The organism is Paenibacillus brasilensis (genome assembly GCF_009363115.1).
Lineage (GTDB): Bacteria > Bacillota > Bacilli > Paenibacillales > Paenibacillaceae > Paenibacillus > Paenibacillus brasilensis.
The window spans coordinates 2,237,247-2,261,423 of the sequence record NZ_CP045298.1 but is presented as its reverse complement, the minus strand read 5'-3'; the positions used below and the strand labels follow the sequence as shown (position 1 = coordinate 2,261,423).

The following is a 24,177-nucleotide window of genomic DNA, read 5'->3' as shown; positions in this document are numbered from 1 at the left end:
CTCTATACTAAAAGCCGTATATACTCGAAAACAGAAAAGCGAATATACGAATAATAGTATAAGAAAGTTTCATCTTTATCCGAGCAACAACGTACTGTTCCGAAGCATCAACGCAATTCATCCTATAATCCCGCTTGGAGGCGAATCATATGTCAATCACGTTAGGTTTCATCCGTAATCGTCGCGAAAGTAACGTCATCATCACGGTCGGAAGCGGCCGCAAACGTCAAGAACTCCGCGTTACATCGGAATTGTTCTTCACTATTATACCGCAAGCTAATCCGTTTCTCTACGGTGATACAGTCGAAACAACTCCGGCACAACTCGTTGAACTCGGCTTTGAATTAGACGCAGAAATGAAGCGCGAAGTCTTCCGTGTTGTACGCCCGCTAGTTACTCCGGCTCAAGTTCGCTACGTACTCGATCCGATCACGGGCAACTACATACTTCGATACGTCGGTACGCGTCAGGAACTCGTTATACAGCCGCGCGCATTCTGGAAGATAACCGGAGTCAATCGGCGGTCGCCGCTCGGTAGTTTAACGCTGTCAATGGACGTCATGAAAGAACTCGGATTCATCGTCGGGAAGGGAGGCGTCAGGGTTGAACCCAGTAAGAAGCTATTCATTAACTACGCGTAACATCGTATTTTCACGAAAGGCTCGTAAACGTATCGTCGCTGTACTTAAATTCATCTACGCGGTCGTATTGATCACGCGAGAGGTGCTTACATGACGTACTTGGAAATATTTACGGATTACCGACTCGGATCGGAGACCTACGGCGAGGCGTTGATGATCGCGTCCCGCTTTTACACACTTGCGGTAGGTGACGTATTGGAGAGTTCACACTTCACCGATGCAGAGCGTATCCAGAGGTTAAAAGAGCTAAATTCAGCATTTAACAACGTATTTCCGAATGGAGGCGTTTGAGTATGGGTGAGTCAACCGAATTAGAACGGGCGGCGCTGGTCTACGGACCCTACGACATGCCGCATATGTATGAAGTCGTAGAGGGCGTTTTGTACGCCGATCACTACTTTTTCCACCTTGAGGATGGAGCCCTATGGCTTCGTCACGTCCGCAAGGTCGAGCACCCGGAACACACGCACTTATTTATCGACGGAGACTCCGGCGGGCTTCAACTCGGGAAGAACGTTCATCGCGATTTGTTGGAAGTAGTTACGGAAGTCCTCAATCATATCCGCGCCATGAACGGGTTAACGTTTTTGGTCGACGAACTCCTTTGGCTCGAAGACCGCGGCGATATCGAATTGAATCTCGTTAAGAAAAAGGGATGACGCGCCTTCCGATGAACTAACGGTGTCCAGAATGGCGCCAAACGTTCCGAACCCAATATGGGGAGGAGACGCGACGTAGTATCAAACCGCCTTTGCGCCAACATTGACGGTCTCGTCCGTACCGCACGTAAGCGGATCGCTATGCGGACATTCGGCCTGCGCTAACAGGTCGATGCTTTAATGCTGAGTGGTGCCAACTACTCGGTGGTTCTCCGGTCGGTCTACGTAAGACGCGCCAACGTCTCGGTAGGCTGGCCGACTTCAATAATTCCTACGTCCGGATACGGCAATATCCGTCAGGCAGGCGTAGTTCACATAGATTAGACGACCGGCCGGTCAATCCGGTTCAGGCACCGGTCGTCTGCTTGTTATATCAGATTAATACGTAGGACGAGAACGTAGGTTCCATTTTATTGCGGAAAAAGTTGTTTGTTCACGAATTGGACACAACTTACGTGTGCGACCGGTCCAGCTCTGGTGATTTCGTGTCCTTATATATATTACGAGGAAAAAATTTCACGTGAATCTGTGCGGAATCAAAATTCGCTGTAGATAAAAACTGTATCCGATGTGCGAAACGGCCATCGACAGGTGTGTTATCTATGACGGACTAAATAAAATTCCGTAAAAGTGCGTCACGAGCGGATGAGCGGTGTTGAAGTAGGTGTACGGCGGAGAATTTTCGTAAAAGTGTGCGAGACGCATTTCTCATCCGTTGAAGTAAATGAGAGACAGAAAAATATCACGTAGAAGTGTGCGAAAACGTGAAAAGCGTCGTCGGTATAAGTATAAGGCGGAGAAAATAATGCGACGATGTGCGAAACGCGCGTGGCCGGCATCAAGTTAGTGTAAGACGATGTGCGAAGCGCGTGCGGACTTTCTATATTCTTGTGTGCATAACGACGCCGCGCATTCGGTTAACTAGGTAGACCGCGGGAAACCGCATCTCATAATACCAAACGAAAAGGGAGCGATTTTATATGTTTATGAACATCAAACAACGCAAAAACGGAAAAACAACGGTGTATATCTATACAGGTTACGCAAGCGATACCGTCCTGTCTGATATCTTATCTCAAAGCAGAAACGCAGGCGTGTCGATACGTCCACTACGTTCCGGCAAAATTGCTATTGATATTCGGAACACGCCGGAAGGAATACGTTTGGTTACCGAACTCCTCCGGAAGTACGGTGACTATGAGGAAGCGGTATACACAGCGTATGAGGCGGAAGACCAACAACGGAGGGACCTGTACGTCGTCTCAAGTTAGATGACGGCAAGTTAACCTATCTCTTATATAAACCAAACTAAAAGGAGCGATTTTATTATGTTCACAATCAGCCAACGAAAATACGGAAAAAGTACAATCTACATTAGGAACAACGAGGAAGGGCGTTTCTTAGTTAATCAGATTACTTCTAAGTTTCCAGACGCATCCGCGAGAATCCGCCCTCTACTGAATGGAAAGATCGCGGTTGACGTTTATGACGAAAAAGGAGCCGCACAACTTATTGACGCGCTACTTATTGCCCATCAAAAAGGGGTTGATGAACGAAAACGGGCTCGTTGGGACGCTCAACGTGCTACGTACGCATCCTGGCTTGCGCGTGATAATTCAACTATCGACGATTATGGAGTCATATGGACTGATGACTATTCCGCCCCGCTTGCAAAGGGGTGCACAAAATGCGGCCAAGTCAAACCTATTGACGAGTTTTACGCACATAAAACAGGGCGGGCAGGAAGACGACCTGATTGCAAGGACTGCGTACGTAAGCGTGTAAACGCAGTCGGCTAAAGTATTGTTACAACGCGGCGGCTCCGTTGTGGGCTGCCGCTCAATTATCTTACGAGGGAGGACGCTTTATGACGATCTACACGGGGAAATTACGGCCTTACGAACACGACAATTGGTTCGTCAAGATTCCGGTCATACTGTTCCGGCTGTATCCGAAACTCGAAGGTTTTACCGTGGAATCGGCGGGCTTTTACGGCTATTTGCGTTCCTGGTGCCAAAACAAGCCGAGCCACCGATTGTACGGTAAAACGTGGCTCAATCAACGCGAAATAGAGGCGCAAGCGGGGCTATCCCCGTACAAAATACGCCAGCACACGGCTATACTCTGCCGTTACGGTTTGCTCAACGTCACAAAGTCCGATCGCATTCCGAACAAGCTGTTTTATGAACCGCTCGAGCCGCTGACGTATGCGAAGTTCCGCGAAAAATACGGCATAGAGGAGATGACGAAATGACCGAAAGAAATCGTGAGCCGCTGCCCAACGATAAGGTATCACTTTTAGATGACCCTCGTGGGTTTGAGGTTTACAATCGGGACCTCGTACGCAAGGTATTTCCGCGGATTATTAATGAAATGCTCGATACCGTTTACGCAGGTAGGAAACGTAAACCGGAAATTAGGGATATCGTGGCCTTCTACTTTACATTGCAATCGTATATTGATGGAAACCATCTCTGTAGCGACGGAACGCTTAACGACAGATTCGGGGCGTGCTTTATATCGTATGAGACCTTGATGTCTACGCTTAGGATTGACCGATCACGCATCAAATTGCTTGCGGATATTCTGGAGACCAATGGAATCATTCGTACAGCCACCCGATACGAGGGTACACGGCGTTTTAAGTGGTATTTTCCGTCGTATTGTCCGCGTATCACTGATGACGGATACATCGTTGACGAGGAAGGAACGGTAATTGAGCCGGACTTGAATGTGTATAGTTCGGTAACACGTCGAAACGCCCGCCACTCCGCTTAGTACGATCAGATCACACTACGGTAAGTACGGTCAGATCGTATCACGCCTAGTACGATCAGGTCACACGGTAAAAAGAGAAAGGTGTAAAAGAGAAATACGTAAAAGAGAAACAAATAATACCGAGCCAAACCTGTTTCGGGATAGAAGACCACTATCCCTCACGCGTCGTCATTCGCTTACGCTCATTCCTAACGATGTATCATACGCGCATTAGGGTAGTCACATATAGATTTTTGCGTGAAAACTTCTACCAAGGAAGAACAACAGATACGTGGACATCAAAATATTAAGTTTCCATATAGGAGGGGGTTCGCGTTTGAACATCACCACATTTTGGGACGCACACTACCGGATAGAGGATGATGAGTTACGCGTTATGATCGCCGACGTCGTCACATCCACGCTCCTAGCGGCCGGATGGTCACGTAAGAAGCTCGCAGCACAGACGTACAGGCATCCGATGACAAGGCGTAAAAACTACTTGTCGCGGTTTTCAATCCTCGAAATCTTAGCGGACTTCATTATAAAAGCGGATATGGTTACCGAGCGCACCGCATCTCATCCGGTAAAGAATGCTGACGCGGAGTTTTACCGCGAGCAGCAGCGGAAGAAACGCGAGATATCACTAGAAGCGTTCATCGAGGGCGGCGGTCAGGTTGATTTAACGGGGCAGATATACCTTCCAAGAGAAGATGTGACAAATTTGTGAATGTTACATAATATACCTGATATTTTGAGCGCTGGTTTCCCATGTATATATGAGGAGATAAGACCGTAATTGTGCCGGGTGCTTGGCGGCATGATCGGTCTTTATTTATAACTATGTATGAACAAGACACCACCACAAAAGGAGGAATATGAAGTGCAGCTAACGCCAGAAATCATACGTACTTGCCGTATCAACTTGGGGATGTCGCAGGGAAAACTCGCGAAAGAGGCGAGTGTATCAGTACCCTTACTCGGCGCTATTGAGCGGGACGAACGTCCTTTGCTACCTCATGTTGCGCAAAGAATCCGTGCAGCCATTCCCTATACAGACGAGCAAATCGTTGAATTAGTGAGTACCGTTCGTCGGCTTAACCAGTGAGGAGGCGATAACGTGCAAACAGAGTTAGAGGCGTTTTCGGTCGAGTATGGAGCAAAAAGGCCGTTAACATTCCGGCCGCCTAATATTGACACACTGGAAAAACAGTTCTTGTTTGATGGTATGGATGAGTACGTCAGTAAACGCGTAACCAAAAAGCAACTTGAGAGCTTGAGTGATGAGAGCGTGTATCGGTTGGTTGAGAAGTTCGCAATTGAAGTGTGCAAGGCTGAGTCTCCAACGAAAAACTACGGAGTCAAGAAAGCAGAGGTAAGATACGCTATTCTCTACCGACTCCAAGAAATAATGAAATCCGAATAGATTTTACGGTAATCTACCGGGCGATTTCCGTCGGCCGGCTATTTGCCGTGCCTAAAAATACAAAAGGAGTTGGTCGGATGAAGATTTCGGTGTATCAACAGGTTTACGTTTCTGGAGACGTCACGAAAACACTCGTCATATTGGTCGCGGAGGACGGTAGCGTCATAGACCGCCATAACGTAACTTACGAAGCTTATCCGCTTATTGACGTTGCTTGGTCTAACTTTGAGCATGTGACACGCATAGTTCATCGGTGCCTTGGAGCAGACATTGTTGACTATCACTGCAATGTACTCGGCCATTATCACCTTACCAAACGAGGGAGCGGATATGGTCGCAAGCTTGTACAAAATCGGCTGACGGGAAAGCAGAGTACAAAGATATCATGGTCAAACGCGACGGAGGAAGAACAAGAGGAGGAATCAGCGTGAGTAAATTCATCAATTCAAAAACGTGGACAGGCGGCATCGGTACCGGCGATGAGATCACCAGCATCGGCCCGTCACTCGGTATCAGTCGGAGGGAGTCGGTTGAACCGGCGAGGGTAAAGCGTAAATCCGGCGTAGTCTCGTACTTTAGCGATCGGGGCTACGGGTTCATTTCGTCCGGTGATAGCCGCGTATTCTTCCATCTATCCGACTGCGAATCATTTGACACGGCGGAGGTGCCGGTCGGCTTGCGCGTGAGTTACGTTTTGACGGAGGGCAGAGGCGGCAAGCCTGCGGCGAAGGACGTACAAGCAAACTAAACTAAAAGGGGAAATGAAAATGAGTTACGCAAAAGCAAAGGCAAGTTTACAGAGAGCACGCGAAATTGAACAATCCTCAACTGGTATGATGCTGGAATATAAAAGGAAGCTCTCCGCTGAACTTTCACAGATAGAATCGGACCGCCGCCTCACCGAAGAGGGCAAGCAGGAGGTCAAAGCCGAAGCTAAACAAAAGCATGCGATTGAATTCTTGCAAAAAACACACACGATGAGACAAAAGTACGTCGCGAACATCAAAAAGACAATCCAGGAAGCCGAAAAGGTGATTTACACGCCGCCGAGAAAGCCGGATGCGACGAAACTCGGCCGATTTGAGGACGCTTTCCGGTCACTGAAAACGGAATTAATGTTCGCCACGTCGCAGAAGTCGGCGTTTGATAAGCTGCGCGGCTTCATCGAAAAGTTGGATGACCCGTACCTTGCGAAGCTTGTCCGGGACGACTTTGCGGAGCTCACAACGAAGGTCCTCGCTACTCCAGGGGACGGTAACTCCCAAAAAGGCACTGGCGCTGCCGCGGTAACGACTTCCGTCCGTAGAGAACTCGGCGAGATGTACGACGGTTTGATGAGGCCGTTTCAAAGCGAGGATTTTCGCGGGGCCAGCGAAGTCCTTGAGATTGCGCAAATGCTCGTTGAGGATTCACGCATTCACCGTAGCGTTATCGTAAACAGCGCGGCAGAAGAAACATTCGGGGCGGATTATGCGCGCTATATCAACGATACGGATTCGTTTTTTGTTAAACATCCAGAATACACGCCAAAGCCGTTTGTGGACGAAGAGGGGGACCGTATTCGCCAAACTGAGGAAGACTTGGCTTGGATTTATAAAGACGACGAGAATTCGACGTTAAGCGTTGGGGCAGGAAAGGCGGCGGAGTAATGAGCGATGGTGTTTTAGAGACCGCAAATAAACGCCTTGTCCGGGCGGAGTTTCTGGTCGCGTCAAGAAATGCTGGCGTGCTTCCGGATGCACTCGACGCCGCGTACACACTGGTGGACTTGTCCGGCGTATCCATTGACGATAACGGCAAGGTGTGGGGAGTAGATGACGCGATTGAAACACTTAGGACTAGGAGTGGTTATTTATTTGCACCAGTAGAGCCAGTGAAGCCGAAAGCTATTGGCAGTTGGTACTTATAAGTTGGCCGAAGGAAGCGAAGGCGGCGCAACAACGATAGGGGGAGTAACATGTCGGATAATATCACGGCAGCTTTTGAGCGTGTAGTTCCAATTGCGAACTTACTCGCGGAGATCATCACGTATACTCGGCCGGGTAACTACGGATTCCGAACAAACCACGCGGAGCAGCACGCAACGTGGACGGAGACAGCCGCGCAATTTGAGGCTTCCGGGGTTCACTCGATTAAGACCGTTGGATACCGAATGCGTAGGCTTTCGGATGCGCTTGAGAAAGCGGATAACGCTGTGGATCGCGGTCGAAATGCAATGCGTCAAACGTTAACTGTACACGATGCGCTGCGTAAGTTGCTGCGTGCGATCGACCGTTATCGGGAGTGGGTGATCCGTAATTGAGCTTCGATTTAATCGGGCATTTACGCCTCAAGGACGATCTATCTAGCAAGCTTAGTAGGGCAATGGGCGGCATGATGAAGTTTGGAGCCGTGGCTGCGGGATTAGGTACGGCTGTATCTGGGGTCGCAATTGCCGGGGATTCTTTGAAAAAAGCAATGGATTTTGAAAGCCAAATGTCTACGATTCAAGCGTTAACGGGCGCGACCGATGAGCAGACGAAAGCTATGCAGCAGCTCGCGCTTCAACAAGGAGCTCTAACGAAATACTCTGCGCTTGAAGCCGCACAAGGGATCGAGGAGCTTTTAAAGGCGGGTATGTCCACTGCACAGGTCCAAGCGGGCGGTCTTAACGCAGCGCTGAACCTCGCGACGGCTGGCGGTCTCGGTCTAGCGGAATCTGCGGAAATCATGTCGAACTCACTTAACGGCTTCAAAAAGGACGGACTACAGGCGGCACAAGCTGCGGATATCCTCGCCGGGACTGCGAACGCGTCAGCTACGGACGTTCATGATTTACGCTACTCACTGGCTGCGGTTGGCTCGGTGGCTGACGGCGTAGGGATGTCGTTTAAGGATACGAATACAGCGTTAGGCCTATTCGCGAACAATATGCTGAAAGGTGCGGACGCAGGTACGTCGCTGAAGACGTTCCTGTCCAACTTGGTTCCAGCAACGGACAAGGCGTACGGTATGTTCGAAGACTTCAACCTCTTGACCGTAAATACTACGGACGCACTCGCTTTTATGAGCAAGAAGGGCATTAAGTCAACTGGAACCTCCGTACAAGCGGTTACGAAGGACATTGAGAAGTATGTCGCAGCGCAGACGGGACTCAAGGTGGGTACGTCTAAGGCGGCAAAGGAGACGAAGAAATTCCTGACAGCGAGCAACCTGATTCATTCCGCTTTCTACGATAATAAAGGCCAGATTAAAGACCTAGCGCAAGTAGCGGACTTGTTAAAGAACCGATTCGGGAAGCTCACGAACGAACAGCGTCATTACTACTTGCATCAAATATTCGGGTCTGATGCGATACGCGCAGGTAACATCCTCTTTAAAGAGGGCGCGGCCGGCGTTAAGAAGTTCCAACAAGAGATGGCGAACGTAACCGCGCTGCAAGTCGCAACGAAGAAGATGGACAACGCAGCGGGTGCGGTCGAACAATTCCAGGGCGCAATCGAAACGTTGCAGATATCCGCATTGCTTCCGACGATGCCGATCCTTAAGAAGCTCGCACAAGCTGCTTCGGATTTCGTCGTTAAGTATACTCCGCAGATTACCGCGGCGGTAGAGCGTACGGTCAATACCGCCAAAAATTACCTCAAGTCGCACTTTATCAACAACCCCGCATTCAACCGGCTTCCCGACATCCAAAGTAAGATTGCTTTTATCTTTGACGATGTGATGGCTACATTCAACAAATGGTGGGATAACGGAGGTAGTGCGGCGTTTGAGGAAACAGGTCGTAAAATTGGTAATACGATCGGTAAAGCACTCAAAGCTTCCGGTCCTTTACTCCAAGCTGCAACAAAGGTCGGAGTTGATATAGGTGCGGCTGTAGTAACCGGAGTTCTTAAGGAAATCGGGAATAATCCGGTAGCTAGTTCGCTTCTTCTCGGTGGGGCCGGTGCAAACCTCGGGTCTCGGTTCGGACCTTGGGGAGCTGTAATCGGAGGCGCTGGCGGAGCTGTCGTAGGTATAGGAGCGTCAGAGTTTGCACAAGCAGCAAGCGCGGCACAAGAAAGATCGGCGGCCTATGCGGAAAAGGCTAAATCAGGCGGGAAGATAAGTTACCAAGGTGTGGCTACTCCGGGATACAATGGGCCAACAGGTATACAACGCTTTAATGCCTGGAAAGAGGATGGGAAGCACTCAGGCGGTTTGAATAATGTCCCGTTCGATGGATATAAGGCTGAACTTCATAAAGGAGAGCGCGTATTGACTCGCGGACAGGCAGATGAATACCGGAGAAACGAGGGTCGTGGTGACGTAAACATCACGATCAACGCAACGATCCGTGAGGAATCGGATATTGAAAAGCTCGCCGGTGTGCTGGCTCGCAGATTAGCGATGTAACGAAAGGAGGATTCATTTATGATCGAACGAATAGACGGAGGCGGCGTATCGCAGTTGATTGACGTTATTAAACAACTCGGATACAACGTAGAGGTCGCGATCGAATACGCGACGATCCTCGCACCTCCGCCAGCTCTACGCGTTCAAATCGATAACATGAAGATCGAGCTCGACGGGGACGACGTAATTATACCGGAGCATTTGCGTGAACATACGCGAAAGGTGTCCGTTAAAGCGGTGGAGCCGACGACACTCGAACTCAGCCGCTATACACGCGTAACGAAGGAGACGGAATCGTCTGCGCCTGTTAATTCGAAGGCGTTCAGCGACGTGTTTAATTTCGGGTGCTTCACGTCCGGCGAGTTCGAGATTACGTTTCATGACACGCTGAAGGCGGGCGACCGTGTGGCGATTGCGTCGTTTAACGAAGGGCAGCGTTATATCGTGTTGGGGCGGATTTAATAACGGGCGGGCTGCGGCTCGCTCTTTTACTTACGAAAGGGGATACGTTAATATGAAACTAGAAGCGAAGCATTATACCGCGATACAATACTTGTCATTACCGCCGGGGGAGCGCCCGCCAATTACGGAGATAGCAGAGGAGTGTAACGTTACGCCATCCGCTATCTACCAGTGGAAGCGCGATCCTGCGTTCGAGGCGGAACTGAAGCGTCAGATTGTCCGTAACAATGTTGACGACCTGCCCGCGTTGATCGCTATACTTCCGGAAATCGCTATTGCGGAGAAAAACGCAGCTATGGCGAAGCTCGTACTTCAAATCCACGGCATGCTGTCCGATAAGGTCGAAGTCACAGCTAACGTTAATAGCGAGAGCGGCACGGATATTGAGGCGCTTAAAGCTCGTATCGAGGCGTTGAAAGTACGTCAAGCCAGTGATGAATAAGCGATCGAGCCGACGCCTACCTCTCAGTGATGTTCACTACGAGGCTATTGCGTTACTGTCCGATGTTAAGCGACCGAGCCACGAAGAAATAGCGCGTCGGCTCGGTATTACGCGTATGACGCTTTACCGTTACCGTAAACGGCCAGACTTTAAGCGTGAACTGAAACGGGAGATCAAACGACGTGCAGGCGAATTAATGCGTGAGAATCGCGGAAGGGCACGCGTCCGGGCAACGCGGGATATCGAGTGGTTTTTCCGCGAAACGGGTCTATCGTAAAGTAAACGAGAAGCGGGCGTAATGCACGATCGGCGGTGTAGTGGTGCGGAGTTGCTGCGTCAGTTAACGTGTTACAAAAGTTCAAGTAGCGTGAATTTTTCTACACGAGCCTCCGGACGCGTGACCCCTTCGGAATTTTTCGGATACGAAAGCGTGCTAATAGCTGGAGGTCCAGTGGGGGCGCGGAGTTCCACGGTTTTATAGCTTCGGAAACTTTCGGGTGTGGCGGATTTACGCTATACGTTCCGGCTGCATACGCAGTGCATAACGAACGTGAGAACCAGCGTATTTCACTGCATACGTTACCAGCGGGTAGATAGCCAGATAGGGCGGGAAACCGCGTAGCTACGAGGTTTATACGGATTATGTATATACATTGCATATGGTACGTTTATGCAGCGCGGTATCAACCGCATAATGGCGCGGGTTCCGAGCGCAGACATATTCGCATAATATGTGTTTTGTGAATATGTACGTGAATAAACGATGCATAAAAAGTGGCCGGGTGCTGCGTATGGCTGCGCGTGTCCGATCGAAAACAACGCTTATTTACGCTATCAAAAGCGGATGAATGAGCGTCTTTTTGCGTGGAGACTGCGAGGGCCGTACCCCCAAGGCCCCTGCGCGACGGCCCGGAATCTGGTGCGAAAACAATCCGGACATTATTTTTTATCTCGGGGTAGCTTAATATAACGATAAACTAAGCGCTCATCTCTTCGGAGGTGGGCGCTTTTTCTTCGTTCATAGACGTGTTCTCTTGATAGCTCTATATGCGCGTGCTATTATAATAGAAGAAACTAATTCAAACAGCGTAGGGTTAACGGAATCAGTCCGCTATGTGACCGCAAGCTAAACGGTGACACAGCGAGGGATTAACGGAACTCTAGCGTCAACTATGTGACTCGAAATCAGTTAGGCGTCGCGAGGCGTGCGTGGGTTCGAATCCCACTCTTTCCGCCATTAACTTCGTTGAATATTAAACCAATCTCTTACGCTTGTGGGCGTAGGAGATTTTTTATTTTATGGAAAATGTTTTGAAGGCATATCTCTGCTATTGTGTTTTACGAAGTAAAGAACTTAGAAGGGTTGTATTCCCTTTTGGAAAATAGAATCATATTATTAAGAAAATACGCGCTATCCTCAAGTGGATTAGCGCGTATTTTCTGTGCTTTGAGGGACGTACTGAATGATATCTTCAATACCAAATGTTTTTTCCAAACCGTGGCTATGAGCGATTTCGTTTATTGCATTTAAGATATTAACCAAGGTTTCCAGCTTAATGGTTTTTGTATCGCCACTTGCTAAATCAAGAATAGTAGCAGGTCTTGTTTTCGACTCCACCGCGATCTTGTTACGTGTAGCTCCAATCATTTCTAGTGTTTCACTCAGTTTAAAATGAATTTGACTCACGTTAATGAGCCTCCTTAAGAAAATATTGTGGATACAAAATTAATAATTTAGTTATTTGTTATTATATCCTACACTACACTACCTGGATCGTAAAACTTTTTTCGTATATCTTATTGACACACTACTCACCGAGTAGTACTTTTTTGTGATTTTCTACTAATAGAGTAGTAATCATTAAGTTTAATTGGTTTTCGTTTTACATACTTTTGCTCCATTTTACAGGGGAAGAAGAGCTTTATTTTTATTAAGAAAGGGGAGACATACAGCTCAATTCTTGTAAAAGACAAGGGTTAGGTTGTTTCTTCTCAGGGGGATCATTATACTCAGAAAAATACTCCTGACAGAAGATGAGATCAGTACCGTCAGGAGTATTTCTTGTGGTTATAGTTGGTTTGGCGGATAATGATAGCGTTTTGTTCTTTTCGAGCCGGAGACCATCAGAAGGATCGCTGCGATCAAATGTAGAACCCAGCCCACGACGGGAATCCAAGCCAGCAAAGAGGTGAGTATTCCCCATGCAGAGCCGTAGATCGCTTCCTGATTGCGTAAAGACAGGATGAGTGTGACTGCATGCAGGACAAGCATGAACCCCAGAGCAGAGTAGCCGGTCCCGATGACAATGGCTCCTCCCACAATCGGTACGGCAAGCACCAATTCGAATATACCTGATATCCATTTTAGTATTCGAGAATAGCTCATCTTAAAACCTCCGTAATAGTAGGTCTTTGTACTTGGATATATTCTAGCAGAAGGAGCTGAATTAATCTGCATTTTACCAGTATATGCAAAAAGTCCGATAATGCAACAAGGGAGGACCTCAAAGGTCCTCCATCGTAGGCGATACATTTTTAACAGGATACGATCTGTTCAATCACATCATGAAACTCGGTGTACTGACAAGCAATACCAGTGTTGAAAAGACAGTGTCCTTTTACACAAACCTAACGCTTCTAATGCCCTGAATGGATCTCCTAACAGTTTGTCCGGCTACGTCGTCCAACGGAACCACACCTCTCTGTTGTACCGCCTAATCATAATATGGCCCAGATTCCGAGGAAATATACATTAATGAACGCGGGCTTTCGTTTTTTTCTTCCACTTGCGGTTATGGTTGGTGGTTTTCGGAAAAGAGTCGCCTCTTTCCAGGGTTATTTGCTGCGGGTTTTGAATTTCGGTATGAAAGCTTTTTTCTCCGACCTCCATATATACGCCGTCATTGGGGACCTTGTCGCCTGGTACGAACTCAGTCTTTTCACCCATGAAATTTGTACCTCCTTTAGATAAATAAATTTGGACTGCAACGGTTATTGTGCGCTGTTCTGAAAAGAAACATGCGGAAATGATATAGAAGTGCATCAGCCGACTTGTGTTGCTTGCACTGAATTGCAGGTTGCATTCAGTCGCTCGATTTGGTAAACTGTTTTAGTGCGAGTTTAGGCTCGTTCCTTGCTCTCAACTAAGATTGAGGGCCTTATGTCCATAAGGAGGTGTAAAGAATGCGCAAATATGAAGTGATGTACATTATTCGTCCTGACATTGAACAAGAAGCTGTTCAAGCGACAGTCGACAAATTCCAAGGTATCATCTCCAACGGCGGTGGCGAAATTACGAATCACGATGTAACTAAACGCCGTCTTGCGTATGAGATCAAGAAATTCCGTGATGGTTCTTTCGTTCTGGTAAACTTCACAGCAGAACCTGCTGTTGTTACTGAGCTTGAGCGTATCATGAAAATTTCTGACGAAGTAATTCGTTATCTCATTACGAACGACGTAGCTTAATTATTGTGCGTGATTATGTAATGAACAACGCTCAAAGGAGGGGATTGGATTGTTGAACCGTGTCATTCTGATCGGTCGGTTGACCAAAGATCCGGAGCTGCGCTATACACCGTCCGGTGTAGCAGTAACCCAGTTCACCCTGGCTGTAGACCGTCCGTTTACAAGTCAAGGCGGCGAACGGGAAGCGGATTTCTTGCCGATCGTAACCTGGCGTCAGCTTGCTGAAACGTGCGCTAACTATCTTCGTAAAGGTCGTCTGACGGCTGTTGAAGGCCGTGTTCAAGTACGTAATTATGAGAACAATGAAGGAAAACGTGTATACGTGACTGAAATTGTAGCTGATAATGTACGTTTCTTGGAATCTAACCGCGATAGCGGCAACGGTGGCGGCAATAGCGGTGGAGGTATGCGTGAGGAGTCTCCTTTCGGGGGCGGTAACAGCAATAGTGGACGCGGGAATAATAACTCGCGAAACAATCAGGATCCTTTTTCCGATGACGGAAAACCGATCGATATTTCGGATGATGATTTACCATTTTAATTGGGAAAGGACTGACAAAGAATGGGCTTCAGACAAAGAGAAGGCGGAGACGATAACAAAAGACCAGCTCGTCGTGGTGGTCGCAACAAACGTCGTAAAGTATGTTTCTTCACTGTGAACAAAATTACTCACATTGACTATAAAGATACAGACCTGCTTAAAAAATTCATCAGCGAACGTGGAAAAATTCTTCCTCGTCGTGTGACTGGAACAAGTGCGAAATATCAACGTATGTTGACAATCGCGATCAAACGTTCCCGTCAAATCGCATTGCTTCCTTACACTACTGAATAGTAGTGAATGGAAAAAAAAAGAGATGTTCCCGATTCCGGGAATGTCTCTTTTTTTATGACTTTTTATATTGACAACAAGTGCCATCTATTGTAACTTACTAATAATACAATCCATGTTTAACCATAGAACGTAAGATTATCTTTTATTCACTTGTAAAATTACAACTCCCCCAACTCGCCAGAGCAAACATTCCGGCACTCCGTAATGTTATTTTAGGTTACATTGAATTATGTATTTTTTCATTTCCTATAAGTTAAATTCATAAACTTTACATAAATAGATATTTAAACTTTTTATATTACATAAAAAAAGATATTGACGTGATATTATTTTACACGTAAGATAAACCTTAATAAAAATGTAATGTTTGCCAGTGAGCAAAAAATTGACCAAAGGTCTATAACGCGTTTTTACGCTATCGTAGGTGACAGTAAGGAGGGTGTGACGACTTCATTTTCAAACCTTAAGCTTTAATGAATCACCGCAGGAATGAGGCAAGCTGTTAAATAAAGAACCGACTAAGGGGGATTAACAGGATGGTAAAGACGAAGAAATGGGTTTCTTTGCTTATGGTGCTTACGATTGTTGGTGTTCTGTTTGCAGGATGCAGCGGAGGTGCTAATGAGGCACAGCCACAGCAGGGGAATGCAGACAAAAAAACAGAGGGTAATGAAGCAGGTACACAAGTGACGGAGGGTGTCATTAAAGCGACTGATCTGACACAAAACCCACCGGGAGCAACCAATCGGAAAGATAATATTGTGGTAGGCATGACATCACCTAAAGGGGTATTTAACCCGCTTTTCTGGCAAACGACTTACGATTTTTATGTAGTCAGAACAGTGTTTGATTCCTTTTTGCAGGTGAAAGCAGATGGTACATATGAAAATAGCTTGGCTGACAAAGTTGATGTATCACAGGATGGTCTAAAATATACATTCCATCTGAAACCGGGTGTGAAGTATAGCGACGGCACGCCGGTAACGGTGAAGGATTACGCCTTTGTTCTCAAGGTGCTGCATGATCCGAATTACGACGGTGAAACTGACATTCTGTCGTTCAAAATTAAAGGCGGTAAAGAATATCACGATGGTAAAGCAAATGATATCTCCGGTATCAAAATCATTGATGATAACACGGTAGAAGTAACGGTTACAGAAGCAACAGCCTATACAAAGGATTTTTTGGGCGCCGAGATTTATTTCATGCCAGAAGCTTATTACGGAAAAGGCTACAAAAAGGGTAATCTGGATAGCATCAAGGCGCTTAATAATAAGCCACTCGGCTCCGGGCAGTATGTGTTGAAGAGCTTTTCTCCGGGGCAACAGGTCGTATTCGAAGCGAATCCAAACTACTTCAAAGGCGCACCGAAGGTGAAATCGGTTATTTTCAAAACAACGACGGAAGAAACGAATCTGTCTATGCTGCAAACGGGTGAAACAGATATGGATAACGTTACGGTTACCGAAGATAACGTAGAGGAATTGAAGTCCCTGGGCTTCCTGGATGTGCATATTATGCCGACGAATGGCTATGGATATATTGCGTTTAACCACAAAGAAAAGAAATTTCAGGACCCTAAAGTACGCCAAGCTCTGACCATCAGTTTGAACCGTAAGGAGATTGTACAAGGGGTGTACGGTCCATATGCGAATGTGATTAACATTCCACAGTCTACAGAATCCTGGTCTTACACGGATGAAGGCATTAATAAGTATGAATTCGATATGGCTAAGGCGAAGGCTTTGCTGGATGAGGCAGGCTGGAAGGTTGGCGCGGACGGTATCCGTGAGAAGGACGGAGAGAAGCTGGCTATTAACTTCTCTGCGACCGCTGATAACCCCGTTGTAGAAGCGTTGCTGCCGATTATGACGAACAATTATAAGGAACTGGGTATTAAGCTGTCGTCCGAAACGCTGGATTTTAACGCAATTATGGATAAAAAGGATACAGGCAAGTATGATATGTTCTTTGCAGCTTGGGGATTGACACCTGATCCGGATTCAACGACTTTTATTACGAATGGTGCACAAAATGATATCGGCTACTCGAATAAAAAGGTTGATGAGTTGACACTAGCTGGTAAGCATGAATTGAATCAAGAGAAGCGCAAGGAGATCTACAAACAGCTTTATCAAGAACTGAACAAGGATTTGCCAGTTATCTTTATGTACCAACGCAGAGATATGTGGCCGATTAATGGACGTTTATCCGGCTTTGATATCTCACCATACAAGGATTTTGAATTCACTTTGCATAACGCTCAAATCGCTCAATAAGGGTTGCCAATCGTATGCTTAGCTCTCACGGGCTGAGCATATCATTTTATTCGTCTGGAGGAATGATTATGAAGCAGTACATTATTCGCAGACTGCTGCAGCTCATCCCCACACTTATTGGCATATCCATCATCGTATTTGCGATTTCAGCCATGGTGCCGGGAGATTATATTACAGCCAAGCAGAACCCGAATATGACCGCCGAGAAGGCGCAGCAGCTACGACATATCTACGGGCTGGATAAGCCGGAGTACCAACGCTATTTTATATGGGCTGGCAATATGCTGAAGGGAAATATGGGAGATTCATTACAGCATAAGCAGCCGGTAACGAAGGTTATCGGCAATTATGTATGGAACTCGTTTATTATCGCTTTTTTCAGTCTTATTTTTAGCTGGCTGATTGCGGTTATTGCCGGGGTATTTTCAGCCAAGTTTCAATATTCGTTGTTCGATAAGTTTGTCACGTTGTTCATTTTCTTATGTATGTCACTGCCTTCATTCTTTATAGGTCTTTTGGTGATTAAAATATTTGCACTCGAATGGGGGATTCTTCCGGTTGGTGGCATGACCACAGCAGGAATGGAGCCAGGTTCATGGGCTTATATGGTGGATATTCTCAAGCATATGTTCCTCCCGACACTCGTACTTACGATGTTGAGTACAGGCAGCCTAACCCGGTATTTTCGTACAGGCATGCTGGAGGTTATCCGTCAGGACTACATCCGTACTGCACGGGCCAAAGGCTTGAAGGAACGGACGGTTATTTTCAAGCACGCTTTGCGCAACGCACTCATTCCAGCAATCACACTGCTCGGCTTCGAGCTCCCGGCCTTATTTGGCGGGGCAATGATTCTGGAGAAGGTGTTTGTGTGGCCGGGGGTGGGGCAGGTGTACCTGGAGTCAATCAGCATGCGGGACTATCCGTTTATGCTGGGATTTACCATTTTTCTGGCAGTCCTTACGCTCATTGGCAATCTACTTTCTGACGTATTGTATGGCATGGCAGATCCAAGAATTCGCTTGAAATAGGAGGGATACTATTGTCCGCGAAAACAGTTACGATTGAAACCAATCAAAAGGCGGCGATCCGTCCTGAAGCGTCTCCATGGAGAATCGCCGTGCGCCGTTTTAACCAAAACCGTCTGGCTTTGGCAGGACTCGTTATTTTGATTCTGATGGTGGTCATCTGTATATTTGGGCCGATGGTTTCACCTTATCATTTGGATGATTACAAGCTATCTGACAAAAATTTATCGCCTAATGCTCAGTACTGGCTTGGTACGGATAAGTTTGGTCGGGATATTTTATTGCGTACAATGCTGGCGGGGCGTATTTCCTTGACGGTGGGACTGGTTGCTACGTTTATTTCGGTCGCAATCGGTGCGACGTTAGGGGCGTTGGCAGGATTTTACCGTAGAAGCGTGGATACGATAATTATGCGGGTTGCTGATATTTTTATGGCATTGCCTACGTTGCCGCTGCTCATTATTTTAGGTGCGGTTTTATCCGATTTGAAGGTCGATCCGTCGAAACGGATTTATTTTCTGATGCTCATTATCGGGGCTTTAAGCTGGACGAGTTTGTCCCGTCTGGTCAGGGGCCAAATTCTTACACTGCGTGAACAGGAGTTTATGCAGGCTACAGAAGCTCTCGGCTTGAGGGATCGCCGTAAAATATTCCGTCATTTGCTGCCGAATACCATTCCTACCATTATTGTTACGGCTACGCTGGGGGTGGCGGGTGCGATTATTACAGAGTCTGCGCTCAGTTACCTAGGAATTGGCGTGGTCCCGCCCACACCTTCGTGGGGAAATATGATCTCGGCTGCGAATAACCTGATCGACTTCCGCAAACGGCCTTGGATATGGGTCCCACCGGGAATGTGTATTCTCATTACAGTTGTAGCTATTAACCTGATTGGCGACGGTTTGCGTGATGCACTGGACCCTAAAATGAAGAAGTAGGAGACGAACGTTTATGGAAAATGCTTTGATTGAATTTCGTAACCTGAAAACCCACTTTTCATACCTCTAACGGAACTGTCAAAGCGGTCAATGACGTCAGTTTTAAAATTCGTGAGGGTGAAACGCTTTGTGTGGTAGGGGAATCTGGCTGTGGTAAAAGTGTAACAGCGATGACGATGATGCAGCTGATTGATTCTCCCCACACTTCAGATGGTGAAATCTGGTTTGATGGCAAAAACCTCTTAACACTTAATAAAGGCCAAATGCAGCAGATTCGCGGTAATGACATTTCGATCATTTTTCAGGAGCCGATGTCTTCTCTGAATCCGGTGCTAACAATCGGAGAACAGATTACGGAACCGCTGCTTATGCATACATTAATGAGTAAAAAGGAAGCACGTGCGCGAGCGATTGAGCTGATTAGCTTGGTAGGCATTTCTCGCTCGGAGGAAATATTCCATTCCTATCCCCATGAATTGAGTGGCGGTATGCGCCAGCGGATCATGATTGCTATCGCGTTAAGTTGTAATCCGAAGCTGCTGATTGCAGACGAGCCGACAACGGCTCTGGATGTGACGATTCAGGCACAAATTCTCGATTTGATGCGGGATTTGAAGGATAAGCTGAAGACATCCATTATGCTGATTACGCACGATTTGGGTGTTGTGGCAGAGATGGCTGATTATGTGGTCGTCATGTATGCCGGCAACGTCATTGAAGAGGCTCCTGTCATTGAGCTGTTCAAAAACCCGCAGCATCCGTATACTCAAGGACTATTAAAGGCGAAGCCTGTCATTAATCAGAAAATGGATCGACTATACTCCATCCCCGGTCAGGTCCCCAATCCGATTGAGCTGGAAGAGAATTGCCATTTCCATGATCGGTGTGCGCATTGTATGCAAATTTGCAAGGATCAGGCCCCTCCCTTGAACGAAAAGGAGAATGGTCATAAGGTTGCCTGCTGGTTATATGAGAAAGAAGGAGGGCAACGAATATGAGCGAGCCTTTAATTCAGGTGGAAGGGCTGAAAAAATATTTCCCGATCACGGGGGGGATTTTTCAGCGTACTGTCGGACATGTGAAAGCGGTCGATGATGTATCATTTAGCATTCACAAGGGAGAGTCCTTCGGTCTGGTAGGGGAATCAGGCTGTGGAAAAAGTACGATTGGGCGGACCATCCTCAGGCTGATGGATAAGACAGATGGGTCGGTGCGATACAAAGGAGAGGACCTGCATACGTTAAGCAAGGAGCGCATCCGGGCGCTTCGACCCAAGCTGCAAATCGTCTTTCAGGACCCTTTTAGCTCGTTGAACCCGCGAATTAAGGTTGGTGAAGCCATCGGAGAGGCATTGCTGGATCACGGGCTGATTGACCGTGGTAAGTTGCGGAATAAGGTTAACGAAACGCTGGACATTTGTGGACTGTCCTCGTATCACTATGATCGGTATCCGCATGAGTTCTCCGGCGGTCAGCGCCAGCGGATCGGGATTGCACGGGCTTTGATCCTAAATCCTGATTTTATTGTAGCAGACGAACCTGTATCTGCGCTGGATGTGTCCATTCAGGCCCAGATTATTAACTTGTTAAGTGATTTGCAGCAGGAACGTCAATTGACGTATCTGTTCATCTCGCATGATCTGAGTGTAGTTGAGCATCTGTGCAGCCGCATTGGTGTAATGTATTTGGGCTCGATGGTGGAGCTGGCTTCCAAGGAGGAGCTGTTCCGCAATCCGCTTCATCCGTATACGAAGGCGCTGCTATCGGCGGTCCCAATTCCCGATCCGACGATCAAGAGACAGCGAATTGTACTGAAAGGGGACATTCCTTCTCCGGCTAATCCACCGTCTGGCTGCAAGTTCCATACGCGCTGTCCTATGGCGGAAGCACGCTGTGAAAGAGAAGCTCCGGTATATCGGGATGCGGGTAGCCAGCATTTTGTAGCCTGTCATTTTGCCTAGCATGTTATTATAAAAAGCCTCAATATCCGCTATCCTGCAAACAGGGGTGAGCGGATATTTGGCATAAAATAAAAAAGGTAAAAAAATTGTATCTTTTTTTCGAAAAATTGCAGACAAAATGAATTTTTCATCGTCTAATAAGTATGGGGGTTATTACGATGATGAAAAAACACTGGTTACGTTGGGCTATTATTATCCCGGTCCTTATAATATTGATTTTTATTACACTTGGACCCCGCCTGTTGGTTGGGAAGCCGGATGTGGATGCAGAGGCTGCGGTACTGATGGACATGCATACTGGGGAATTGCTGATGAATGTGAACGGCAATACACCTATGCCCTCCGCAAATATGTCCAAGCTCATGACCGAGCTATTGGTGTTGGAGGATATTCGGACTGGACGGTTAGGCTGGAATGATGAGGTGCGGATTAGCCGTTACGCGAGTACGGTGGGGGGGATAAATCTATCTCTGCGGTATGGTGAAAGAATGACGGTATCCGAACTGTTCCAGAGTATGGTTGTGTATTCAGCCAATGATGCCGCTGTAGCACTTGCAGAGCGCTCGGCAGGCAATGAAGCGGCTTTTGTGAAGCGTATGAACGAGAAAGCTGCCCAAATTGGATTATCGTCCGACAGCCGCTTTAGCAATGCGTCTGGAGCAGGGCAGAGTGAATTGGGACCGAATCATCCCGAGGATATTCGCGGAGAAACGAAAATGACAGCAAGCGACACAGCAAAGCTGGCCTCTTACCTGATTGCGTCACATCCGGAGATTCTAAGAACGTCCAGTCGTACGCAAATGGAGTTAAAGGATAAGGGACTCTACATTAGTAATACAAACTGGATGCTGCCTTCTCTGGCTGGACCGTACTCTTACGCCGGAACGGATGGCCTGAAAGCCGGGTATACGAGTGATGCCGGATATTGCTTCACGGGTACCGCTGAACAGCATGGCAGACGGTTAATTGCTGTGGTACTTGGTGCGCCAAGCAAGGAAGAGCGATTTAAGCAGACACGGAAGCTGTTCGATTATGGTTTTTCACTGTGAAACTGTCGCTGCACTAAGGCAAGAAATCAATCTGAAAGCTACATAGGAGACAGACTATAAATATGAATTTGGGGCTTTGACCGTGAGGGCAAAGCCTTTTTGCTATGAGTTTGAAGGGTTTGCGCTGTGGCACTTTTGACAACAAGGCAGCAGACCTTTTATGCTTTGAGGGGAAGCCTCCGCTTCATAAGGGATCTATTCGGTTTAATGAAGAGATGGGATTTGTGAAGGAAAGAAGGAAGGAACCTGTTATGGAGAGAAGACATAAGAGAAGGACCAGCGGCAAGTCGCAAAAGAAAAAAAGGTTTACCGCCCTATATCTTTCATGTATTGTTTTATTTCTGATCGCAGCGGGAGGGTATCTGTTTCGCAAACAGCTAACACTGGTGGCTTTTGACTGGTTTGTGTCTCCGACGCTGGAAAGAAAATTGGAGAAGTCCTATCAGCCGCGCCAGTCTGGAGAACAGAAGCGACAGGACGCAGTAGCCTACCAGAAAGAGCCGTTTTCAGTGTTGCTGCTCGGCACCGATCAAAGGCCAAACGAAAAGGCGCGCGGTCGCTCGGATACGGTTATTTATGCGGCGGTGCGGCCTGCGGAATCGCGTGTGCTTTTGATTTCCATCCCAAGGGATATGTATGTACAGATTGCTGGACACGATCCGAATCGTGATGGTGAGGATGATTTTGATAAATTGGGGCATGCTTATGCGTTTGGAGGCGAAGGTATGTCCATGGCTACGGTAGAGAAGCTGATGGAACATAAGGCCGATTATTACGCTACGATTAATTTTCAGGGTATTCAGGATGCAGTGGATGCCGTGGGCGGGGTTGTGCTTCCAATCGACAAGCCGATTGAAAACAAAGATCCGCTGCATATCAAGTTTCGCATTGAGGCGGGCAAGCCGCTTTATAATGGTGAAGAAGCCATGTATTATGTTAGATATCGGGAAGATAGCGACTTCAACCGTACAAAACGGCAGCAAATTTTCCTGAATGCTATGGCGGATAAGCTGCTGAATATCAACGGAATTTCCAAAATTCCAGAGCTGCTCGATATTATGGGAGCCAATTTCAAGACCGATATGGAGCCTGCTTTTATTACAGGGCTTGGCAAGCAGGCTATTACGCAGGGTGAACCACAAATCTCAAGTTTTACGATTACAGGGGAAGGGTTCAAGAAGAGGGGCGTGTATTACGATCGGGCCAATGAACAAGAACTGGAATATGCCAGACTTATGATTGCGAATTGGCTGGATTCCGGTACAACCCCGCAGACGCTGAAGCTTCCCGACAAGCAGGACATTCAGTGAGTAATCAATTGATTTACATTTGATTTTGAGGGGGATTCGTTCTCATGAATATCGCTTTTTTCTTGCTTCCCAAACAGGAAGTCGCTTGTGTAACGGCGGATGCTACGTTGCGGCAAACGTTGGAGCGGATGGAGTATCACCGTTTCACAGCGGTTCCCATTTTGGATAAGGAAGGTAGATATACGGGTACAGTTACAGAAGGTGACCTGTTATGGCATATGAAAGAGTCTGAGGGGAAAATCACCTTTGAAAACGCTTCTAAGTTTATGCTCAAGGACGTTCCGCTGCGGGTTTCGATGAAGCCGGTGTCCATTGATGCAAATATGGAGGATTTAATTAATTTGGCTAAAGTACAGAACTTTGTACCCGTTGTGGATGATATGGACCGGTTTATCGGTATCGTGCGCCGCAGCCAGATTATAGAGTATTGTGAAAAGTTTGTGTCCAGAGAATCGTTTAATACTTCTTCCTAAAATAAGCTCATAGCTGCTTTGAAAATAACGATTTACCCCATGGGGTAACAGTTATTTTCAGAATAGGATATGC

At 47.2% G+C, this 24,177-nt stretch carries 32 protein-coding genes and 1 pseudogene; 30 read left to right on the top strand and 3 right to left on the bottom strand.

What is annotated here, in order from left to right:
• Positions 1 to 149 precede the first annotated feature (149 nt).
• The 19 genes from GCU48_RS10685 (at position 150) to GCU48_RS10595 (ending at position 11,041) form a co-directional block, all read left to right on the top strand.
• Positions 150 to 641, top strand: a complete 492-nt coding sequence (locus GCU48_RS10685; RefSeq protein ID WP_152379999.1) for a hypothetical protein — start codon at positions 150 to 152, stop codon at positions 639 to 641.
• 90 nt (positions 642 to 731) lie between these two features.
• The gene (locus GCU48_RS10680; RefSeq protein WP_152379998.1) at positions 732 to 932 is read left to right on the top strand and encodes a hypothetical protein; all 201 of its coding nucleotides are present in this window, start codon (positions 732 to 734) and stop codon (positions 930 to 932) included.
• A 2-nt stretch (positions 933 to 934) separates the two neighbouring features.
• Positions 935 to 1,300 carry a hypothetical protein gene (locus GCU48_RS10675; protein ID WP_152379997.1) on the top strand — a complete coding sequence of 122 codons (366 nt, stop codon included), beginning with the start codon at positions 935 to 937 and terminating at the stop codon, positions 1,298 to 1,300.
• Positions 1,301 to 2,280: 980 nt separating this feature from the next.
• A complete protein-coding gene (locus tag GCU48_RS10670; protein ID WP_152379996.1) occupies positions 2,281 to 2,571 on the top strand; it encodes a hypothetical protein in 291 nt (96 codons plus the stop codon).
• A 57-nt stretch (positions 2,572 to 2,628) separates the two neighbouring features.
• A complete protein-coding gene (locus GCU48_RS10665) occupies positions 2,629 to 3,099 on the top strand; it encodes a hypothetical protein (protein ID WP_152379995.1) in 471 nt (156 codons plus the stop codon).
• Positions 3,100 to 3,167: 68 nt separating this feature from the next.
• Positions 3,168 to 3,554, top strand: a complete 387-nt coding sequence (locus GCU48_RS10660) for a hypothetical protein (protein WP_152379994.1) — start codon at positions 3,168 to 3,170, stop codon at positions 3,552 to 3,554.
• Positions 3,551 to 4,078, top strand: a complete 528-nt coding sequence (locus tag GCU48_RS10655) for a hypothetical protein (RefSeq protein WP_152379993.1) — start codon at positions 3,551 to 3,553, stop codon at positions 4,076 to 4,078. Before GCU48_RS10660 ends, GCU48_RS10655 begins: the two co-directional genes overlap by 4 nt.
• Positions 4,079 to 4,394: 316 nt before the next feature.
• Positions 4,395 to 4,787, top strand: coding sequence for a hypothetical protein (locus GCU48_RS10650; protein ID WP_152379992.1), 393 nt, complete (start codon positions 4,395 to 4,397; stop codon positions 4,785 to 4,787).
• A 153-nt stretch (positions 4,788 to 4,940) separates the two neighbouring features.
• Complete coding sequence (locus GCU48_RS10645; RefSeq protein WP_167518678.1) at positions 4,941 to 5,165, top strand: helix-turn-helix domain-containing protein; 225 nt, start codon at positions 4,941 to 4,943, stop codon at positions 5,163 to 5,165.
• 12 nt (positions 5,166 to 5,177) lie between these two features.
• On the top strand, positions 5,178 to 5,483 hold the full coding sequence (locus tag GCU48_RS10640) for a hypothetical protein (protein ID WP_152379990.1): 306 nt from the start codon (positions 5,178 to 5,180) through the stop codon (positions 5,481 to 5,483).
• A gap of 77 nt (positions 5,484 to 5,560) precedes the next feature.
• Entirely contained in the window at positions 5,561 to 5,914 is a 354-nt protein-coding gene (locus GCU48_RS10635; RefSeq protein WP_152379989.1) for a hypothetical protein, read from the top strand.
• Entirely contained in the window at positions 5,911 to 6,231 is a 321-nt protein-coding gene (locus GCU48_RS10630; protein ID WP_167518677.1) for a cold-shock protein, read from the top strand. Before GCU48_RS10635 ends, GCU48_RS10630 begins: the two co-directional genes overlap by 4 nt.
• 19 nt (positions 6,232 to 6,250) lie before the next feature.
• Complete coding sequence (locus GCU48_RS10625; RefSeq protein ID WP_152379987.1) at positions 6,251 to 7,132, top strand: hypothetical protein; 882 nt, start codon at positions 6,251 to 6,253, stop codon at positions 7,130 to 7,132.
• A complete protein-coding gene (locus GCU48_RS10620) occupies positions 7,132 to 7,392 on the top strand; it encodes a hypothetical protein (protein WP_152379986.1) in 261 nt (86 codons plus the stop codon). The genes GCU48_RS10625 and GCU48_RS10620 overlap by 1 nt, the downstream gene beginning before the upstream one ends.
• Positions 7,393 to 7,440: 48 nt before the next feature.
• The gene (locus tag GCU48_RS10615) at positions 7,441 to 7,785 is read left to right on the top strand and encodes a hypothetical protein (RefSeq protein ID WP_152379985.1); all 345 of its coding nucleotides are present in this window, start codon (positions 7,441 to 7,443) and stop codon (positions 7,783 to 7,785) included.
• Entirely contained in the window at positions 7,782 to 9,860 is a 2,079-nt protein-coding gene (locus tag GCU48_RS10610; protein ID WP_152379984.1) for a phage tail tape measure protein, read from the top strand. The genes GCU48_RS10615 and GCU48_RS10610 overlap by 4 nt, the downstream gene beginning before the upstream one ends.
• Positions 9,861 to 9,878: 18 nt before the next feature.
• Positions 9,879 to 10,322 (top strand): DUF2577 domain-containing protein, encoded by a 444-nt coding sequence (locus tag GCU48_RS10605; protein WP_152379983.1) that lies wholly within the window; start codon positions 9,879 to 9,881, stop codon positions 10,320 to 10,322.
• Positions 10,323 to 10,374: 52 nt separating this feature from the next.
• Positions 10,375 to 10,764, top strand: coding sequence for a phBC6A51 family helix-turn-helix protein (locus GCU48_RS10600; RefSeq protein WP_152379982.1), 390 nt, complete (start codon positions 10,375 to 10,377; stop codon positions 10,762 to 10,764).
• Complete coding sequence (locus tag GCU48_RS10595; protein WP_152379981.1) at positions 10,757 to 11,041, top strand: helix-turn-helix domain-containing protein; 285 nt, start codon at positions 10,757 to 10,759, stop codon at positions 11,039 to 11,041. The genes GCU48_RS10600 and GCU48_RS10595 overlap by 8 nt, the downstream gene beginning before the upstream one ends.
• A gap of 1,149 nt (positions 11,042 to 12,190) precedes the next feature.
• On the opposite strand, the gene GCU48_RS10590 is transcribed toward GCU48_RS10595, so the two are convergent.
• The 3 genes from GCU48_RS10590 to GCU48_RS10580 form a co-directional block, all read right to left on the bottom strand.
• Positions 12,191 to 12,451, bottom strand: coding sequence for an XRE family transcriptional regulator (locus GCU48_RS10590; RefSeq protein ID WP_152379980.1), 261 nt, complete (start codon positions 12,449 to 12,451; stop codon positions 12,191 to 12,193).
• A gap of 381 nt (positions 12,452 to 12,832) precedes the next feature.
• On the bottom strand, positions 12,833 to 13,150 hold the full coding sequence (locus GCU48_RS10585; protein ID WP_152379979.1) for a hypothetical protein: 318 nt from the start codon (positions 13,148 to 13,150) through the stop codon (positions 12,833 to 12,835).
• 366 nt (positions 13,151 to 13,516) lie between these two features.
• Positions 13,517 to 13,711, bottom strand: coding sequence for a YjzC family protein (locus GCU48_RS10580; protein ID WP_013373906.1), 195 nt, complete (start codon positions 13,709 to 13,711; stop codon positions 13,517 to 13,519).
• 236 nt (positions 13,712 to 13,947) lie between these two features.
• Here GCU48_RS10580 and rpsF point away from each other — a divergent pair, with 236 nt between their 5' ends.
• The 11 genes and pseudogenes from rpsF to GCU48_RS10525 all read left to right on the top strand — a co-directional run bounded on the left by rpsF (position 13,948) and on the right by GCU48_RS10525 (position 24,104).
• Positions 13,948 to 14,232 carry a 30S ribosomal protein S6 gene (rpsF, locus tag GCU48_RS10575; protein ID WP_007433230.1) on the top strand — a complete coding sequence of 95 codons (285 nt, stop codon included), beginning with the start codon at positions 13,948 to 13,950 and terminating at the stop codon, positions 14,230 to 14,232.
• A gap of 49 nt (positions 14,233 to 14,281) precedes the next feature.
• Positions 14,282 to 14,773, top strand: coding sequence for a single-stranded DNA-binding protein (ssb, locus tag GCU48_RS10570; RefSeq protein ID WP_010346813.1), 492 nt, complete (start codon positions 14,282 to 14,284; stop codon positions 14,771 to 14,773).
• A 21-nt stretch (positions 14,774 to 14,794) separates the two neighbouring features.
• Positions 14,795 to 15,067, top strand: coding sequence for a 30S ribosomal protein S18 (rpsR, locus tag GCU48_RS10565; RefSeq protein WP_007433228.1), 273 nt, complete (start codon positions 14,795 to 14,797; stop codon positions 15,065 to 15,067).
• A gap of 536 nt (positions 15,068 to 15,603) precedes the next feature.
• Complete coding sequence (locus GCU48_RS10560; protein ID WP_152379978.1) at positions 15,604 to 17,346, top strand: ABC transporter substrate-binding protein; 1,743 nt, start codon at positions 15,604 to 15,606, stop codon at positions 17,344 to 17,346.
• Positions 17,347 to 17,414: 68 nt separating this feature from the next.
• Positions 17,415 to 18,377 (top strand): ABC transporter permease, encoded by a 963-nt coding sequence (locus GCU48_RS10555; protein WP_007433226.1) that lies wholly within the window; start codon positions 17,415 to 17,417, stop codon positions 18,375 to 18,377.
• Positions 18,378 to 18,388: 11 nt separating this feature from the next.
• The gene (opp4C, locus tag GCU48_RS10550; RefSeq protein WP_152379977.1) at positions 18,389 to 19,312 is read left to right on the top strand and encodes an oligopeptide ABC transporter permease; all 924 of its coding nucleotides are present in this window, start codon (positions 18,389 to 18,391) and stop codon (positions 19,310 to 19,312) included.
• Positions 19,313 to 19,325: 13 nt separating this feature from the next.
• Positions 19,326 to 20,310, top strand: a pseudogene (locus tag GCU48_RS10545) (ABC transporter ATP-binding protein).
• On the top strand, positions 20,307 to 21,272 hold the full coding sequence (locus GCU48_RS10540) for an ABC transporter ATP-binding protein (protein WP_025716006.1): 966 nt from the start codon (positions 20,307 to 20,309) through the stop codon (positions 21,270 to 21,272). Before GCU48_RS10545 ends, GCU48_RS10540 begins: the two are co-directional and overlap by 4 nt.
• Before the next feature lie 158 nt (positions 21,273 to 21,430).
• On the top strand, positions 21,431 to 22,321 hold the full coding sequence (locus tag GCU48_RS10535) for a D-alanyl-D-alanine carboxypeptidase family protein (protein ID WP_152379976.1): 891 nt from the start codon (positions 21,431 to 21,433) through the stop codon (positions 22,319 to 22,321).
• A 251-nt stretch (positions 22,322 to 22,572) separates the two neighbouring features.
• Positions 22,573 to 23,631 (top strand): LCP family protein, encoded by a 1,059-nt coding sequence (locus GCU48_RS10530; protein WP_025716004.1) that lies wholly within the window; start codon positions 22,573 to 22,575, stop codon positions 23,629 to 23,631.
• A gap of 44 nt (positions 23,632 to 23,675) precedes the next feature.
• Positions 23,676 to 24,104 carry a CBS domain-containing protein gene (locus tag GCU48_RS10525; protein WP_025716003.1) on the top strand — a complete coding sequence of 143 codons (429 nt, stop codon included), beginning with the start codon at positions 23,676 to 23,678 and terminating at the stop codon, positions 24,102 to 24,104.
• Positions 24,105 to 24,177: the final 73 nt, after the last annotated feature.